Annotated in this window: 15 protein-coding genes and 1 pseudogene; 7 read left to right on the top strand and 9 right to left on the bottom strand. The window is 69.2% G+C overall.

The features are described from left to right. From CQY20_RS30540 to CQY20_RS30520, 5 genes and pseudogenes are all read right to left on the bottom strand, one after another. Positions 1-190, bottom strand: a pseudogene (locus CQY20_RS30540) (RNA-binding protein); the annotation flags it as partial. A gap of 21 nt (positions 191-211) precedes the next feature. Next, the gene (locus CQY20_RS30535; RefSeq protein ID WP_097944588.1) at positions 212-1165 is read right to left on the bottom strand and encodes an MOSC domain-containing protein; all 954 of its coding nucleotides are present in this window, start codon (positions 1163-1165) and stop codon (positions 212-214) included. Beyond that, positions 1162-2028 carry a pseudouridine synthase gene (locus tag CQY20_RS30530; RefSeq protein WP_097944586.1) on the bottom strand — a complete coding sequence of 289 codons (867 nt, stop codon included), beginning with the start codon at positions 2026-2028 and terminating at the stop codon, positions 1162-1164. The genes CQY20_RS30535 and CQY20_RS30530 overlap by 4 nt, the downstream gene beginning before the upstream one ends. Then, positions 2025-3770 carry a glycerol-3-phosphate dehydrogenase/oxidase gene (locus tag CQY20_RS30525; protein WP_097944584.1) on the bottom strand — a complete coding sequence of 582 codons (1746 nt, stop codon included), beginning with the start codon at positions 3768-3770 and terminating at the stop codon, positions 2025-2027. The genes CQY20_RS30530 and CQY20_RS30525 overlap by 4 nt, the downstream gene beginning before the upstream one ends. A 72-nt stretch (positions 3771-3842) precedes the next feature. Then, the gene (locus CQY20_RS30520; protein WP_097944582.1) at positions 3843-5285 is read right to left on the bottom strand and encodes an NAD(P)H-quinone dehydrogenase; all 1443 of its coding nucleotides are present in this window, start codon (positions 5283-5285) and stop codon (positions 3843-3845) included. A gap of 105 nt (positions 5286-5390) precedes the next feature. Between CQY20_RS30520 and CQY20_RS30515 the strand changes: the two genes are divergently transcribed. Next, complete coding sequence (locus CQY20_RS30515) at positions 5391-5864, top strand: gamma-glutamylcyclotransferase family protein (RefSeq protein ID WP_097944580.1); 474 nt, start codon at positions 5391-5393, stop codon at positions 5862-5864. A 19-nt stretch (positions 5865-5883) separates the two neighbouring features. Here CQY20_RS30515 and CQY20_RS30510 read toward each other — a convergent pair whose 3' ends face one another. Then, complete coding sequence (locus tag CQY20_RS30510; protein ID WP_097944578.1) at positions 5884-7053, bottom strand: amidohydrolase; 1170 nt, start codon at positions 7051-7053, stop codon at positions 5884-5886. Further along, positions 7050-8234 (bottom strand): M20 family metallopeptidase, encoded by a 1185-nt coding sequence (locus tag CQY20_RS30505; protein ID WP_097944576.1) that lies wholly within the window; start codon positions 8232-8234, stop codon positions 7050-7052. The genes CQY20_RS30510 and CQY20_RS30505 overlap by 4 nt, the downstream gene beginning before the upstream one ends. A 37-nt stretch (positions 8235-8271) precedes the next feature. Here CQY20_RS30505 and CQY20_RS30500 point away from each other — a divergent pair, with 37 nt between their 5' ends. Further along, the gene (locus CQY20_RS30500; RefSeq protein WP_097944574.1) at positions 8272-9066 is read left to right on the top strand and encodes a purine-nucleoside phosphorylase; all 795 of its coding nucleotides are present in this window, start codon (positions 8272-8274) and stop codon (positions 9064-9066) included. Here the strand turns inward: CQY20_RS30500 and CQY20_RS30495 are convergent. Next, on the bottom strand, positions 9012-10136 hold the full coding sequence (locus tag CQY20_RS30495) for an AbrB family protein (RefSeq protein WP_097944572.1): 1125 nt from the start codon (positions 10134-10136) through the stop codon (positions 9012-9014). The two genes, CQY20_RS30500 and CQY20_RS30495, sit on opposite strands and share 55 nt — an antisense overlap. Before the next feature lie 90 nt (positions 10137-10226). On the opposite strand from CQY20_RS30495, the gene CQY20_RS30490 reads away from it, so the two are divergent. Both CQY20_RS30490 and CQY20_RS30485 read left to right on the top strand, forming a co-directional pair. Continuing rightward, the gene (locus tag CQY20_RS30490) at positions 10227-10697 is read left to right on the top strand and encodes a MarR family winged helix-turn-helix transcriptional regulator (RefSeq protein WP_097944570.1); all 471 of its coding nucleotides are present in this window, start codon (positions 10227-10229) and stop codon (positions 10695-10697) included. Beyond that, entirely contained in the window at positions 10694-12334 is a 1641-nt protein-coding gene (locus CQY20_RS30485) for a phospho-sugar mutase (protein WP_097944568.1), read from the top strand. Before CQY20_RS30490 ends, CQY20_RS30485 begins: the two co-directional genes overlap by 4 nt. A gap of 147 nt (positions 12335-12481) precedes the next feature. Here CQY20_RS30485 and upp read toward each other — a convergent pair whose 3' ends face one another. After that, positions 12482-13105 carry a uracil phosphoribosyltransferase gene (upp, locus tag CQY20_RS30480; RefSeq protein WP_097944567.1) on the bottom strand — a complete coding sequence of 208 codons (624 nt, stop codon included), beginning with the start codon at positions 13103-13105 and terminating at the stop codon, positions 12482-12484. A 67-nt stretch (positions 13106-13172) separates the two neighbouring features. Between upp and CQY20_RS30475 the strand changes: the two genes are divergently transcribed. From CQY20_RS30475 to satS, 3 genes are all read left to right on the top strand, one after another. Continuing rightward, positions 13173-13448, top strand: a complete 276-nt coding sequence (locus CQY20_RS30475) for an ESX-1 secretion-associated protein (protein ID WP_133119174.1) — start codon at positions 13173-13175, stop codon at positions 13446-13448. Between the two features lie 3 nt (positions 13449-13451). Further along, positions 13452-14594: a C40 family peptidase gene (locus CQY20_RS30470; protein ID WP_097944563.1), complete on the top strand. Its 1143-nt coding sequence runs from the start codon at positions 13452-13454 to the stop codon at positions 14592-14594. A gap of 109 nt (positions 14595-14703) precedes the next feature. Further along, positions 14704-15987 (top strand): protein export chaperone SatS, encoded by a 1284-nt coding sequence (gene satS, locus CQY20_RS30465; protein ID WP_097944561.1) that lies wholly within the window; start codon positions 14704-14706, stop codon positions 15985-15987. Positions 15988-16139: the final 152 nt, after the last annotated feature.

The raw sequence follows: 16139 nt of genomic DNA, 5'->3' as shown, positions 1-16139 counted from the left end.
GGAGGGGCGGAGGTGGCGGCGGCACGTTCTGCAGATACGACAGCGGGTCGGCACAGCCCGTCACGTCGACGTGCCTGCCGCCGATCGAGCCACACAATGTGGCCTCCGCCGACGGAATGGTCGGCACCGAAAGCCCGCCGAGAAACACCGCGACCGCTGCGAAGCCCGCCAAGTGCCTCACCCTGCTCATAGCGGACTCCTTCGTCGCCGACTACTTCCCGCCCGCGAGCGCCGCGGTCATCATGTCGATTGTGGCAGCCAGTGCACCTTTTCGCGGCTGAACACGCGCAAATCGAATTGAATCGCCGCGACGCACAACCCCGGGCGTCACGACTTCGGCATACGAACCGGCACAGGCGAATTGACCGAGAGCACCCATTTCCTTGAGGTTGAGGCGCGCGACCGTCCGCAAAATGTCGTTGTCTTTGCCCAGGCCGGGCTGCGGCAACGTCGTCATCACGCAGCGCGGTGTCGGGCCCACGATGTGCACCACGGCCTGCTCGCCGATGTGCACGTCGCAGCCCAACCAGTCGTCCTCGTCGCCGGGATCGTCGCCGTCGTCGATCAGGAAATTGGGCCGCATCCGCCGCGGGTCCCAGTCGCCGCCGGGATGGGCGGCGGCCAGCCGCTTCAGGGTGCTGGTGGCCAGCACGTGCAGCGCGGCCAGGTCCAGGAGTGTGCCCGGCGCCGCCATCGCCACCGGAATCTGCAGAAACCGGTGGCCGTCGCTGTCGGGCGCCTCCGCCTGCAGCGCCGACAGCGCGCTCTCACCCAGTTCCTCCAACTCCGGCACCAGCTCGTCCAAAGCGAGGCCTTCCGGCGCGGTGCTGATCAGACGCACCTCGCGGCCCAGCAGTTCGGACACGCGGCGGGTCAGCTCGGCGCCGTCGTCGGCGTCGGACCGGACCACGGAGCCGTCGGGAAAGGTCACCTCGACCGCGGTTGACTCGTCACCGGTCGGTGGTGCGACGAAGCGTGCGCGACAGTTCAGCAGCGCGCCGAAGCGCTTCGGCCGTTTGGCGCTGACCAGCCGGCCCGTGTCGACGTCGAGGAAGCCGTAGGCGCGGTCGCCGGCGACGCCGGTGGCGGTGAGCAGGATCTGCTCGACCTCCTCGCCCTGCATCGACTTGACCGGATACTGCCAGAGCGTGCCAACCGAGGTCATCGGTCGATACTGCGCCCGCTGACAAACCGACGCAAACGACTTTTCACGGGGTCGTCGAACTCGATGCTGTGCGCCAGCAGCCGCAGGGGATTGGCGAAGTCGTCGGGTGCGACGTCGACGATCTCGGGATAGAGCGGGTCACCGATGATCGGCAGGCCGAGCGAGGCCATGTGCATCCGCAGCTGGTGGGTGCGGCCGGTCCGCGGGGTCAGTCGATAGAGCCCGTCGGGTTGCACGAGTTCGATGCAAGTCTCGGCGTTGGGTTCGCCGGGTTCCTCGACCGCCTGTAATTGCCCGCGCCGTTTGATGATCCGGCTACGGACCGTCATCGGGAATTCCAGCGACGGATCGACCCGCGCGCGGGCGAGATAGGTCTTGCGCACCTCGCCGCGGGCGAACAGCGTCTGATAGGCGCCGCGCACCTCGCGTCGCGCCGTGAACAGCAGCACTCCCGCGGTGAGCCGGTCCAACCGGTGCGCAGGCGACAACTCCGGCAACAACAGCTCGCGGCGCAGCCGCACGGTCGCTGTCTGCGCGACGTGTCTGCCGCGCGGCATGGTCGCCAGGAAGTGCGGTTTGTCGACGACGACGATGTCGTCGTCGCGGTGCAGCACCGGTATGTCGAACGGCACCGGCACTTCGTCGGGCAACTCGCGATACAGGTAGACGTGCGCGCCGGGTGGCAACACCGTGCTCGGTGTGACCACTGTCCCGTCTGCGCATACGACCTCGCCGCGAAGCACCTTTTCGGCTGCGGCCTCGCCGAACCGATCGGCCAATTCGACCAGGACGGCACCACCGCGCAGCCGCAGCCGGGCCGGGCCGAGCCCGTCGCGCGGCGGCAGCGGCGCCGGACGCCTCAATTCAGCGGCACCGGTTCGAGGATCTCGGCGCGGGCTTCGGGGGCGGCGGCGCGCAGGGCGTCGGCGGACTCGTCGTCGGGCTGCTGCTGCGAGCGCACCTCGGCGTCGACCCGGGCGATGTAGGTGTTCACCTCGCGGTCGACGTCTTCGGCGGACCAGCCGAGCACAGGCGCGACAACCTCGGCGACCTCGCGGGCGCAGTCGACGCCGCGGTGCGGATATTCGATCGAGATCCGCATGCGCCGGGCCAGGATGTCCTCGAGGTGCAGCGCGCCTTCGGCCGCGGCCGCATACCAGGCTTCGACCTTGAGGTAGACCGGCGCCTCGGTGATCGGGCCAAGCAGGTCGGGCCGGTCTTCGGCCATCGCCAGCACTTCGCCGATCAGCGAGCCGTAGCGGTCCAGCAGGTGGCGCACCCGGTACGGGTGCAGCCCGTACATCGAGCCGACATGCTCGGTCTGGTTGACCAGCGCGAAGTAGCCGTCTGCGCCCATCAGCGGCACCTTCTCGGTGATCGACGGAGCCACCCGGGCGGGCACGAACTCGGCCGCGGCGTCGATCGCGTCGGCGGCCATCACGCGGTAGGTGGTGTACTTGCCGCCCGCGATCGCGACCAGACCGGGCGCGGGCACCGCGACCGCGTGCTCACGCGACAGCTTCGAGGTGTCGTCGCTCTCGCCGGCCAGCAGCGGCCGCAGCCCGGCGTACACCCCGTCGATGTCGTCGTGGGTCAGCGGGGTGGCCAGCACCTTGTTGACGTGGCCGAGGATGTAGTCGATGTCGGCTTTGGTCGCCGCCGGATGGGCGAGGTCGAGATTCCAGTCGGTGTCGGTGGTGCCGATGATCCAGTGCGTGCCCCACGGGATGACGAACAGCACGGACTTCTCGGTGCGCAGGATGATCGCGACCTCGCTGACGATACGGTCGCGCGGCACGACGATGTGCACACCCTTGGAGGCACGGACCCGAAACCGGCCGCGCTGCTTGGACAGCGCCTGGATCTCGTCGGTCCAGACGCCGGTGGCGTTGACGACGACGTGGCCGCGCACGTCGGTGATCGAGCCGTCCTCGGAGTCGCGCACGGTGACGCCGGTGACCCGGTCGCCTTCCCGGATCAGCGCGATCACCTGCGTCGACGAGCGCACCACCGCGCCGTAGTGCGCCGCGGTGCGCGCCACCGTCATCGTGTGCCTGGCGTCGTCGACGACGGTGTCGTAGTAGCGGATTCCGCCGACCAGCGACGACCGCTTCAACCCGGGGCACAACCGCAACGCGCCCGCGCGGGTCAAATGCTTCTGCGCCGGAACGGATTTCGAGCCGCCGAGTTGGTCGTAGAGGAAGATGCCCGCCGCCACGTACGGGCGCTCCCACCACCGCTTGGTCAGCGGGAACAAAAACGGCAGCGGCTTGACAAGATGCGGCGCCAGCGTCGTCAGCGACAGCTCACGCTCGTGCAGCGCCTCGCGCACCAACCCGAACTCGAGCTGTTCGAGGTAGCGCAGCCCGCCGTGGAACATCTTCGACGAGCGGCTAGAGGTGCCCGATGCGAAGTCGCGGGCCTCGACCATGGCGACCTTCAGCCCGCGCGTCGCGGCGTCGAGCGCGCAGCCCGCACCGACGACGCCGCCGCCGATGACGACGACGTCGAACTGTTCACTGCCCAGCCGCTGCCAGGCCTCTGCCCGCTGCTCGGGACCCAGCAAGGTCTGCCCGGTGCCCGTTGCGGGGGTCGGGTCGCTCACGCGGGACTCCTCTTGTTACTCGTCAGTACAGTTCCAGGCTATCGGGTTTTTCGGCTCCGCTCCGGGCGCGCATCAGTCAAGGTCGTCGTGGGCCATCAGCTGGCGGCCGGCTTCGGTGATGGAGCCCGACAGGCTGGGATACACCGAGAACGTCTCTGCCAGTTCGTCGACGGGTAGGCCGTCCTGCACCGCCATCGCGATCGGCATGATCAGTTCGGAGGCGATCGGCGCGACCACCACGCCGCCGATCACCACGCCGGAAGCGGGGCGGCAGAAGATCTTCACGAAGCCGCGGCGCAGGCTCGACATCTTGGCTCGCGCGTTGGTGTGCAGCGGCAGCATGATCGTGCGGGCCGGGACGGTGCCGTCGTCGATGAGACGCTGCGGCACCCCGACGGCGGCGATCTCCGGGCGGGTGAACACGGCCGCGGCCACGGTGCGCAGCCGGATCGGGCTGAGCGCCTCGCCCAGCGCGTGGTACATGGCGATACGACCCTGCATGGCCGCCACCGAGGCCAGCAGCATCAACCCGGTGCAGTCGCCTGCGGCGTAAATCCCCGGCGCCGACGTGCGCGACACCCGGTCGACCTTCAGGTAGTTGCCCTCGCCCAGTTCGATGCCGACCTTCTCCAGCCCGAGGCCCGAGGTGTTGGGCACCGAGCCGACGGTCATCAACGCGTGGCTGGCTTCCACGGTGCGGCCGTCGGTCATCGTCACCAGCACCCCGTCGTTTCCCGTTTGTCCTCCTCGCGTGCGGGAGGTTCTGGTTACCGACTCCGCGCGCGCCCGCTTGACGAGTTTGACGCCACGGTCCTCCCACAGCTCCTCGAGCACCGCTGCGGCGTCAGAGTCCTCGTGCGGCAGGATCTGGTCGCGGCTGGCCACCACGGTGATCTTCACGCCGAGCTCGGTGTAGGCGTTGACGAATTCGGCTCCGGTGACGCCGGATCCGACGACGACGAGATGCTCGGGCAGCGCAGTCAGGTCATAGAGCTGGCGCCAGTTGAGGATTCGCTCACCGTCGGGTTCCGCGCCGGGCAGCACCCGCGGGCTCGCGCCCGTCGCGACCAACACCACGTCGGCGGGCAGCACGTCGGTCGCGCCGTCGGCGGTGGTGACCTTGACGCGGTGCTGCGCCATGCCGGGCACGTCGTCGACTAGTTCACCGCGCCCGCTGATCAGCGTGACGCCCTCGCGGCGCAACCTTTCGGCGATGTCGGCCGACTGCGCGGCCGCAAGCCTTTTGACTCGCTCGTTGATCCGCGGCAGCTGGATCTTCGCGTCTTCGAACTCCAGATCGAACCCCAGGTCCGGTGCGCGCCGCAGCTCCGTGCGCACGCCAGTCGAGGCGATGAACGTCTTCGACGGCACGCAGTCGAACAGCACGCAGGCGCCGCCGATGCCGTCGCTGTCGACGACGGTGACCTCGGCGACCTGGGGTCCGCGGGCGGCCGCAACGAGCGCCGCCTCATAGCCCGCAGGCCCGCCACCGATGATCACGATCCGGGTTGCCACGGCCCTAACGCTAGCCAAGCGGGTCCTCGATCGCCCACAGACATTCCCGAGTGGCTTCCTCCCCGTGCCCCTCGCAACGGCGGACGAGGCCTTAGGCTTTCTCCCGTGCCGCTCTACGCCGCCTACGGATCCAACATGCATCCGGAGCAGATGATGCAGCGGGCGCCCCACTCCCCGATGGCAGGCACAGGATGGCTACACGGGTGGCGGCTGACGTTCGGCGGCGAGGACATCGGCTGGGACGGCGCGCTGGCCACCATCGTGGAGGACCCGGGGTCGAAGGTGTTCGTCGTGCTCTACGACATGACACCGGCCGACGAGGCGAACCTCGACCGCTGGGAGGGCAGCGAGCTCGGCGTGCACAAGAAGATCCGCTGCCGGGTGGATCGGATTTCGTCGGACACGACGACGGATCCGGTGCTGGCCTGGTTGTACGTGCTCGACGCGTGGGAGGGCGGCCTGCCGTCGGCCCGCTACCTCGGGGTGATGGCCGATGCGGCCGAGATCGCCGGTGCGCCTGAGGAATACGTTCGCGACCTACGCAACCGCCCGGCGCGCAGCGTCGGCCCGGGCACGTAGCAGCGCGAAGGGCGGGCCGTCAGAGCGACGCGGCCTGCTCGACGATGTTGACCAGAACGCGGACGCCGACGGCCAGTGCGCGCTCGTCGATGTCGAACGTCGGCTGGTGCAGATCCAGCTGCGGCCCTCGACCCGACCACACGCCCAGCCGCGCCATCGCGCCCGGCACCTCCTCCAGATACCAGGAGAAGTCCTCGCCGCCGCCGGACTGCCGGGTGTCGGCCAGCACGTCGGGCCCGATGGCCTCGATTGCGTGGGTGATGATGCGCGTCGAGATCTCCTCGTTGACCACCGGCGGCACGCCGCGCTTGTACTGCAGCGTGTGCTCGATGCCAAGCGGCGCCAGCAGCGAGGTCACGGTGTCGCGCACGAACGCCTCTAGCGTCAGCCAGGTGTCGCGGTTGGCGGTGCGCACGGTGCCTGCCAGCGTCCCGGTCTGCGGGATGGCGTTGGCCGCGACCCCGGCGTTGACCGCGCCCCACACCATCACGGTGCTGGTGCGCGGGTCGATGCGGCGGGACAGCACGCCGGGCAGGCCGGTGATCAGGGTGCCCAGCCCGTAGACGAGGTCGCCGGTCAGGTGCGGACGTGAGGTGTGGCCGCCCTGGCTGTGCAGCGTGACCTCGATGTGGTCGGCGGCCGAAGTGATCGGTCCCTGCCGCACCGCCACGCGACCGACCGCGAGCCGCGGATCGCAGTGCAGGGCGAAGATGCGGGACACCCCGTTGAGCGCGCCCGCGGCGATGGCGTCGATCGCGCCGCCGGGCATCAGTTCCTCGGCGGCCTGAAAGACCAGCCGGACGCCGACCGGAAGCTCGGGAACGGAGTTCATCGCCAGCGCGGCGCCGAGAAGCACGGCGGTGTGCGCGTCGTGGCCGCAGGCGTGCGCGACGTTGGGGACCACCGACGCATACGGCATCCCGGTGCGGTCGGCCATCGGCAGCGCATCCATGTCGGCTCGCAGCGCGATGCGGGGACCGTCGTCGGGACCGAAATCACAGATCAGGCCCGTTCCGCCGGGCATGACCTTCGGGTTGAGGCCGGCGTCGGCCAGGTGCGACGCGACGAACTGGGTCGTGGCGAACTCCTGTCGGCCGAGTTCGGGGTGCGTGTGGATGTGCCTGCGCCACTGGACGAGGTCATCGAAGTGGGCGGCCAGCCAGCCTTCGGCGGCTTCTGCGAGTGTCATGAGGCCACCCGTTCGGCGTGGAGGGCGAGCACCCGGTCCCGTTCGGCGGGCGTCTCGGCGAGCGCGACGACCGTGCGCGCCAGCATGATCGCGCCGTCGACGACGGCCTTGTCGCCGCTGGGGCCGGCCGCGGCCGCCGCAAACCCGGGTTGATGCACCGATGCGCCGTCGGCGTCGACACCCACGATCGGGTGGATGCCCGGCATCACCTGTGTGACGTTTCCCATATCGGTACTGCCAAGCGGCACAGCCGCCTCGACCTCCTCTCCGATCGGTGTGCGGCCGAGGCGGATCATCTCGCCGCGGAACACATCGGCCAGCCATTTGTCCGGCGCCAGTTCGTCATAGGGCGGTTCGGTCTGCTCGACGTCGTAGTCACAGCCGGTGGCCACCGCGCCCGCGAGGAAGCAGTCGGCCAGCCTGCCCTCGAGGTGGCGCAGCGATGCGGCGTCGTTGGCGCGCATGGTGTAGCGCAGCACGGTGCGCGCGGGGATGACGTTGGTGGCCTGGCCGCCGTCGGTGACGATGCCGTGCGCCATCTGGCCCGGCGCGAACTGCTGCCGCAACAGCCCAATTGCGGTCTGCGCCACCGTGATTGCGTCAGCGGCGTTTACACCCAGATACGGGGCGACGGCCGCGTGCGCCTCCCGCCCGCGGTAGGTGACCTCGACCTGAGACAGGGCCAGCGAGCGCGCCCGCGCGATGTCGATCGGGCCCGGATGGACCATGACCGCGACGGCGACGTCGTCGAACGCTCCCGCGTTGAGCAGCAACACTTTTCCACCGCCGGCCTCCTCGGCGGGAGTGCCGAGCAGCACGACCGTCAGGCCGAGCTCATCAGCCACCTCGGCGAGCGCCAAAGCCGTGCCGACGGCCGATGCCGCGATGATGTTGTGGCCGCAGGCATGTCCGAGCTCGGGCAGGGCGTCGTATTCGGCGCAGATGCCGACCACCAACGGGCCGTCGCCGAACCGGGCGCGAAACGCGGTGTCCAACCCGGCCGGTGCAGCGGTGATCTCGAAGCCGTACTCGGCGACCAGCGCCTGCGTCTTGGCGGCGCTTTTGAACTCGGCGAACGCGAGTTCGGGCTCGGCGTGGATCTCGTGCGACAGCTCGATCAGGTCGCCGCGCCGCCTGTTGACTGCGTCTTCGACGCTGACGGAGGCGGTGGCGGTGGACATCTTCGCAGTATCTCACTGACGGCTAAGCTGCCGAACTGTGACCGATCCGGAGGCGGAAGCGCAGCAGGCCGCGGCCGCAATCCGGGAGCGCACCGGGGTGGACCGGCACGACGTCGCGGTGATCCTCGGCTCCGGGTGGGCGCCCGCGGCCGCGCGGCTGGGCACGACGGCGGCCGCGGTGCAAGTGGCCGAGCTGGCGGGCTTCACTCCCCCGTCCGCCGAAGGCCACACCGGCGAAGTGCGCTCGGTGCGCACGGGCGATCACCACGTGCTGGTGTTCGTCGGCCGCATCCACGCCTACGAGGGCCACGACCTGCGTCATGTGGTGCATCCGGTGCGCGCCGCGTGCGCCGCCGGTGTGCGCACGGTGGTGCTGACCAACGCGGCGGGCGGCCTGCGGGCCGATTACACCGTGGGGCAACCGGTGTTGATCAGCGACCACCTCAACCTGACGGCGCGCTCCCCGCTGGTGGGTCCGCAGTTCGTCAACATGGTCGATGCGTACTCGCCGCGGCTGCGGGCGTTGGCGCGCGAGGTCGACCCGTCACTCGCCGAGGGGGTTTATGCCTGCCTGCCGGGCCCGCACTACGAGACGCCCGCCGAGATCAGGATGCTGCGCACGCTGGGCGCCGACCTGGTCGGCATGTCGACGGTGCACGAGACGATCGCGGCGCGAGCGGCGGGCGCCGACGTGCTCGCCGTGTCGCTGGTGACCAACGCGGCCGCGGGCATGACCGGCGAGCCGTTGAATCACGAAGAGGTGCTGGAAGCGGGCCGTCAGTCGGCGGCGCGGACGGGTTCTTTGTTGGCGTCGGTGATCGAGCGGTTGTGACGGCGTGCTCGGCGTTCGGTCAGCCGGATCACGGTGCGGGCCAGGAACGGCGCCGTGAACAGCATCAGCAGCACACGGAACACCTGCGCGGCGATGATGAACGTGACGCCTGAACCGGTTTCGGCGGCGATCGCCAGCACCGCGTAGACCCCGCCCGGGCTGGTGGCGAGGTAGCCCTCGAGCGGTGTCTTCCCGGTGAACTCGGCCAGCACCATGCCGAGCCCCGCGGTGGCCACGCCGAGGATGACGATCAGCAGTATGGCCGCGGGCAGCATCCGGCTCACCGCGCGCAGCGACTCGCGGGTGAACACCACGCCCGCCTGCCAGCCGATGAGCATGTAGCCCGCCTGGACCAGCACGCTCGGCACCCACAGCCCGACCGGCAGCCCGCTGATCTGCAGCGCGACGGTCAGTGCGAGGGGCCCCAGCAGGCCGCCGCCGGGCAACCGGACGAGTTTGCCTGCGGCCGCGCCGACGACGATGAGCGCGGTCATGATCGCCAGGCTCAAATACCAAGGGGCGGCATCGGTTTGGGTAGTCGCGGGCACCTCGTGCCGGTCGGCGTGATAGATGAAGGCGACGACGACGGGCATCGACGCGGTCACCAGCGCAACGCGCAGGTACTGCACGACGGCGACCACGCGGTCGTCGCCGCCGAGTTCACGGGCGATGGCGACCAGGCCGGAGGCGCCGCCCGCGACGAGAGCCAGCGATCCGGTCAGCGGGCTGACGTCGCGGTGCAGGCCGAGCAGGGCGCCCGCAAGGATGCTGATCAACAGCGTGGCGACCGCGACGGCGACCACGATCTGCCAGTCGGGTGCGAGCGCCGACAACGCGTCGCGGTGGACCATGGTGCCGATGTAGACGCCGAGCACGCCTTGAGCGGCGAGTCCGATCAATCGGGGTACCCGCTTGGGCGCCAGACCCGGCAACGCCAGCGCGATGCCGACAACGAGGCCGGCAAACAACGCCGCGGAGGGCACGCTGAGCAGGTCGAGCCCGACGGTGACGGCGATGGTGACAGCGATAAGCAGAGCCCATTTGGCGAGGTGCCTCAATCGCTGCTTCATCACTTCGCCAAGTATGCCCTTAGCAATATTTACCGGCAACCAAGGCCTTTTTGCCAACACAGCGAAGAGATACCAAGGTATAACTTGGTTATGACCGACGTTATCACCGACGTTCGCGGGGGCTCGGCGGCCACCGATCTGCGGGAGTCGATGATGGCGGTGACCCGGCAGATGCGCCGCCACCGGCCCGACCACGGGTTGACGCTGAGCCAACTGGAGCTGCTCAGCGAGGTCAGCCGCGCCGGGGTCAGCACACCCGCCGAAGTGGCGGCCCGGCTGCATGTGCGGGTGCAGTCGCTGACCGACAGCCTCAACGAACTGGTGCAGCGGGGCTTGGTGACGCGGCGGCCCGACGATGACGACCGTCGTCGCCAACTCATCGAGATCACCCCGGACGGCACCGCGCTGCTTCTGGAGGACCGCGCCGAACGCGACGCCTGGCTCAACGCCACCATGCGGGAAAACCTCACCGACCTGGAGTTCAACCTGCTCGTCCTGGTGGCGCCGGTGCTGCGCAAACTCGCTTATGCCGACAACAAAGTGGGCACCCTCACGTCATGATCCAGCCGCCGATCGAATCGGCCGTCCGGGAGTGGATCGAGCACGACCCGGATCCGGCTACGGTCGCAGAACTGCAGGCATGTAGCGACGACGAGATCGCCGAGCGGTTCGCGCACCCACTGACGTTCGGCACGGCGGGGTTGCGCGGTCCGCTGCGGGCGGGCCCGAACGGCATGAACCTGGCCGTGGTGTTGCGCACGACGTGGGCGGTCGCCCAGGTGCTCAAGGAGCGCGGTCACGCCGGGTCACGCGTCGTGGTCGGCGGGGACGCGCGGCACGGATCCGAGGAGTTCGCACTTGCGACCGCGGAGGTTCTGGCCGCCGAGGGCTTCATGGTGACGCTGATGTTCGCCGCGGTGCCGACGCCGGTAATCGCGTTCGGCGCGCGGCATCTCGGCGCGAGCGCCGGCATCCAGATCACCGCGTCGCACAATCCGCCGTCGGACAACGGCTACAAGGTGTACTTCGATGCCGGCATGCAGATCGTGCCGCCGACCGACCGCGACATCGAGGCGATGATCGGTAAGGCGCCGTATGCCGACGAGATCGCCCGGGCGCCGGTGCAGACCTCCGGCGTCGACCTGATCCAGCGCTACGTTGATCGCGCGTCACATGTCCGGCGCACCCACGGATCGGCGCGGCTGGCGTTCACGCCGTTGCACGGCGTCGGCGGCGAGTATGCGTTGGACGCGTTCGCCAGGGCGGGGTTTCTGGATGTGCACGTGGTGGAAAAGCAGTTCGCGCCCGATCCCGACTTTCCCACCGTCGCGTTTCCCAACCCTGAGGAGCCCGGCGCCACCGACGCGCTGTTGAAGTGCGCCGCCGAAGTTGATGCAGAGGTCGCCATTGCGCTGGATCCCGACGCCGACCGATGCGCGGTCGGCATCCCGACGCCCGATGGCTGGCGGATGCTCACCGGCGACGAAACCGGTTGGCTGCTGGGTGATTACATCTTGTCGCAATTCGATCCGGGTGAAGTCTCCGAGCACACGGTGGTGGCCAGCACGGTGGTGTCCTCGCGCATGCTGGCTTCGATCGCCGCTGAGCACGGCGCCCGGCATGTCGAGACGCCGACCGGGTTCAAGTGGTTGTCGCGGGCCGACGCAGACCTGCCGGAGTGCACGCTGGTCTACGCCTACGAGGAGGCGATCGGCTATTGCGTCGACCCGTCGGCGGTTCGCGACAAGGACGGGATCAGCGCGGCAGTGTTGTTCTGCGACATGGTGGTTGCGCTGCGCGAGCACGGCCGCACGGTGCTCGACGCGCTCGACGAGCTTGCCCGCCGCCACGGGGTGCATGTCACGGCGGCGGTATCGCGGCCGGTCTGCAGTGCGGACGAGGCCGCCGAGGTGATGACGAGGATGCGGTCAAAGCCGCCGACGAAGCTGTGCGGGATCGACGTGACGATGACGGATCTGGCTGCGGTGCAACCGTACAACCGACGCACTGATGCGGTGATCCTCGAAGGCGCCGACGACGACACGGCGGTGCGGGTGGCGGTCCGGCCGTCCGGTACGGAGCCGAAAGTGAAGTCCTACATCGAAGTTCGGCTTTGCGCCGACGGTCAACTGGACCGCACGCGCGTGGAGGCGTTGCGGCTGCGCGACGAGGTGGCCGAGGTCGCGCGCAAGTTCTAGCGCCGCTTTCGCGGTTTCGCGGTTCGGCAGTTTCGGCGCTGGATTTTGCGCTCACGGTGGTGATCCCGCGCGCAAATCACGACCATGGCCGCAAATCGAAGGCTTTGGCCAGCGCGGAGTTGGCGCCGGTGCGCGGTTGGCGCGGAGTTAGCGCGGGCCGAATTGCCGGTCGCCGGCGTCGCCAAGGCCGGGCACGATGTAGGCGGCCTCGTTGAGACAGTCATCGATGGTGGCGGTGTACAGCTTGAGGTCCGGCGCGACCTTCTCGATCACGGCGATCCCTTCTGGCGCCACGACGACGCAGATGGCGGTGATGTCGCTGGCGTTGCGCTCGTGAAGCAGCCCGATGGTGTGCGCCATCGAGCCGCCGGTGGCCAGCATCGGGTCGAGGATGAACACCGGTTGGGTGCTGAGGTCCTCGGGCAGCGACTCCAAATACGGTGTCGGCTGGTGGGTTTCCTCGTTGCGCGCGACGCCGACGAAGCCGACGCGGGCCTCGGGAATGAGTGCGTGCGCTTGATCGACCATGCCGAGGCCGGCGCGCAGGACGGGCACGAGAAGCGGCGGTTTGGCCAGTCGTGCGCCGGTGGTTTCGGCCAGCGGCGTGCGGACCGGCACCGATTCCGTCGCCGCGTCGCGGGTGGCCTCGTAGACCAGCATCAGGGTCAGGTCGCGGAGCGCATCGCGGAACGTGGCGTTGTTGGTGCGCTCATCGCGCAGCGTGGTCAGCCGCGCAGCGGCCAACGGGTGGTCGACGACGCGGACATCCATGCCCCAGACCTTAACGTCGGCGGAACCGAATCGTTCTCCGCAGCGTCTTATCGCCATGCTCGTCGATATGAATTCCATCAACGCGCTCGGCGCGGCTTGCTCATCTCATGCCGATGACCTCGCCGCCGCGGCCGCCGGTCTCACGTCGTCGGTGGGCCCCGACGTCGCCGCGGCATTCGGTGCGGTCGGCGCCGGCTTCCTCGCAGCGTTATCCGACGCGACCACCGCGCATGCGCAGGCGGTTATCCGGCTGAGTGAAGATCTGCAATCCGCCCAATTGGTTTCGGGCGGGGTCGCCGCGATGTATGCCGACGCCGACCGGCGCAGTAGCCGCGCTCTGTAGACGATGCCGTCGGGATTGGTTGCCTCGCTGTCGGCGCCCATTCGCGAGGTGGCGGCGCAGGTCGGGCCGGGGTGGTCGGACGCGGGGGATCCGGCCACCTCGCTCGCGCGCGTGGCGGATCTGCTGGCCGAGGTGTCGGCGGCGGCTCGGCGCAGCTGGGATAACACGGCCGAGGGCTGGTCGGGCGCCGGCGCCGACGGTGCAGCCCAGTTCATGTCCGCGACGGCCGACAGAGCCGACCGATTGGCGTCAGACGTCGACCAGTTGCGGGCCACCACCGCCCGCGCCGCCGACGCCGTGGCGTGGGCGCGGTCCCGCCTTCAGGACATCGTTCAGCGTTTCGAGGACCGCGCGGGCGCCCTCGAAGCGCGGCTCGACGAACCGGGCGTGGCCCAGCGGCTACGCGACGAGGCGCAGCGGGCACTGGATGAGGCCGTTGCCGTCGTCGACGAGCTGCGCGCCGAGCTCGACGGCCACGCCGCCGCAGTCTCGGCGAAGGCCGGGGCGCCGGCTGAGGTGCCGGCTGGGGTGCCGTCCGGTGCACCGCCGACGACGCCGGCAGGGTTCGGTTCACCGGCGGGCTTCTCATCGGCTCCGGCCGGGTTCGGGTCAGCTGCCGGCTTTCCATCGGCTCCGGCCGGGTCGACGGCAGGTTGGGGCGGCATGCCCGGTGCCGCCTACAGCGGCGGATTGTCGCCGCCCGGCGCCGACGTCTCGGCGCTTCCGCTGCCCGACCCCGACCAGTTCGGCGAAGGCGTCGCCGTCACCCTTCCCGACGGAAGCACGGTGACGGCGCCGAATCCCATTGCGGCAGAGGCTGTCCGACATGCACTGACCCAACTCGGCGTGCCCTATGTCTGGGGCGGAACCACGCCCGGGGTGGGGCTCGACTGCAGCGGGTTGACGCAATGGGCGTATCACGAAGCCGGGCTTGATCTTCCGCGGCTCGCGCAAGAACAGGATCTCGGCGCGCCGGTCAGTCAGAACGCGCTGCGGCCCGGCGATCTCGCGGTGTGGGACGGACACGTCGCGATGATCGTCGGCAACGGCCAGATGATCGAAGCCGGCGACCCCGTGCAGCTGTCGCCGATCCGCACGTCGAACGCGGGTCAAGGCTTCCAGGGGTTCTGGCGGCCGACGGCATAATCCAGGATCCGCAGGTCAGCGGGGGCCCGTCGTCCACAAGAGCATCGTGTCACCGCTGGTCGCGCACCGTTCGGCAATGAACAACGCGGCACGCTCTAGGCTGTGCCGCATGGCTGCTGACATCGTGCCGATCCGGCTCGGGTTGACCAAGGGCGACCTGTACACACTGTGGGCCCCCCGCTGGCGCGACGCCAACGACGAGTGGGAGGCGCTGCTAGGCAAGGACGAGGACCTCTACGCTTTCGAAACGGTCGCCGACCTGGTCGCCTTCGTCAGGACCAATACCGACAACGACCTCACCGACCACCCCGCGTGGGAGAAGCTCACCGAAGCCAACGCGCACCGCTTCGACCCGCCCGAGGAGCGTCAATACGACCTCATCGGCGTGCAGGAGCTGCTCGCGGAGAAGCCGAACGCGGAATCGGTGGCGACGGTGCACCGCACGCTGGCCATCGTGTCCTCCATCGGCTCGATCTGCGAGCTGCCCACGGTCACCCGGTTCTTCAACGGCAATCCTCAGCTCGGTGTGCTGGCTGCGGGCATGGAGAGCTTCAGCGGGAGAAGCGGACGCAAGCGCTGGACCGACATCGCGGCGGTCGTCGCGCGCAGTTGGGACGGCATCGTCGACGCGATCGACGAGGTTGTCACCATCCCCGAGGTCGACAAGGCCGCCGCCGAGAAGGCCGCCGCCGAACTGGAAGAACCAGCCCCCGAACCCGACGAGGTCGAGGCGGTCGCCGAGACCGTCGCCGCGGACACCGACGCAGAAGAAGTCGAGGACCAGGAGGCCGCCGAGGACGATGACGCCCTCGCCGACCACGCGAAGGGTCTCGTCCTGGGCGCCGACGAGGACTTCTGGCTCAAGGTGGGCATCGACCCGATCCAGATGATCACCCGCGGCGGCACGTTCTACACGCTGCGGTGCTACCTCGACGACGCCCCGGTGTTCCTCGGCCGCAACGGCAGGGTCAGCGTGTTCGGCTCCGAGCGGGCACTGGCGCGCTACCTGGCCGACGAGCACGACCACGACCTGTCCGACCTGGCGACCTACGAGGACATCAAGACCGCGGCCACCGACGGGTCGCTGCGGATCGACGTCACCGACGAGAATGTCTACGTCACCAGCGGGCTTGCCGACGACATCGCCGACGGCCCCGATGCCATCGACCGCGAACAGCTGGAACTCGCCGTCGAATTGCTCCGCGATGTCGGCGAGTACGCCGAGGACGACATCGTCGACGAGACCCTGGACGCCGACATGCCGCTCGGCCGGCTCGTCGCCCATGTCCTCGACCCCGAAACCGTCAGCAAACCCGAAGGGCCGTACGCGAAGGCCGTCGAGCAGTGGGAGTCGCTGGAGACCTTCCTGGAATCGCGCCTGCGCCAGGAGTAATTGCTGCGCCAGGAGTAACCCCTTCACCGCGCGAACCCCCCACCGCGAGCAGACGCTCGTGCCCGCAAAACCCCTGGCGATTTCTGGGGGTGATTGCAACAGCCACCTTGTTGGAGGTTGTTGTGTATCTGAAGGCTTATCCCTGGATTATG

Origin of the sequence: Mycolicibacterium agri (genome assembly GCF_002553505.1) — a bacterium.
Taxonomy (GTDB): domain Bacteria; phylum Actinomycetota; class Actinomycetes; order Mycobacteriales; family Mycobacteriaceae; genus Mycobacterium; species Mycobacterium agri.
The sequence above is the reverse complement of the archived record's forward strand: the minus strand, read 5'-3'. Positions and strand labels throughout refer to the sequence as shown.

Excerpts from the sequence above, each read along its gene's own strand:
- CQY20_RS30475 (WP_133119174.1), top strand. The coding sequence starts at position 13,173 with ATGAATTCCATCAACGCGCTCGGCGCGGCTTGCTCATCTCATGCCGAT.
- CQY20_RS30510 (WP_097944578.1), bottom strand. The coding sequence starts at position 7,053 with ATGACACTCGCAGAAGCCGCCGAAGGCTGGCTGGCCGCCCACTTCGAT.
- satS (WP_097944561.1), top strand. The coding sequence starts at position 14,704 with ATGGCTGCTGACATCGTGCCGATCCGGCTCGGGTTGACCAAGGGCGAC.
- CQY20_RS30535 (WP_097944588.1), bottom strand. The coding sequence starts at position 1,165 with ATGACCTCGGTTGGCACGCTCTGGCAGTATCCGGTCAAGTCGATGCAG.
- CQY20_RS30505 (WP_097944576.1), bottom strand. The coding sequence starts at position 8,234 with ATGTCCACCGCCACCGCCTCCGTCAGCGTCGAAGACGCAGTCAACAGG.
- upp (WP_097944567.1), bottom strand. The coding sequence starts at position 13,105 with ATGGATGTCCGCGTCGTCGACCACCCGTTGGCCGCTGCGCGGCTGACC.
- CQY20_RS30470 (WP_097944563.1), top strand. The coding sequence starts at position 13,452 with ATGCCGTCGGGATTGGTTGCCTCGCTGTCGGCGCCCATTCGCGAGGTG.
- CQY20_RS30485 (WP_097944568.1), top strand. The coding sequence starts at position 10,694 with ATGATCCAGCCGCCGATCGAATCGGCCGTCCGGGAGTGGATCGAGCAC.
- CQY20_RS30495 (WP_097944572.1), bottom strand. The coding sequence starts at position 10,136 with ATGAAGCAGCGATTGAGGCACCTCGCCAAATGGGCTCTGCTTATCGCT.
- CQY20_RS30490 (WP_097944570.1), top strand. The coding sequence starts at position 10,227 with ATGACCGACGTTATCACCGACGTTCGCGGGGGCTCGGCGGCCACCGAT.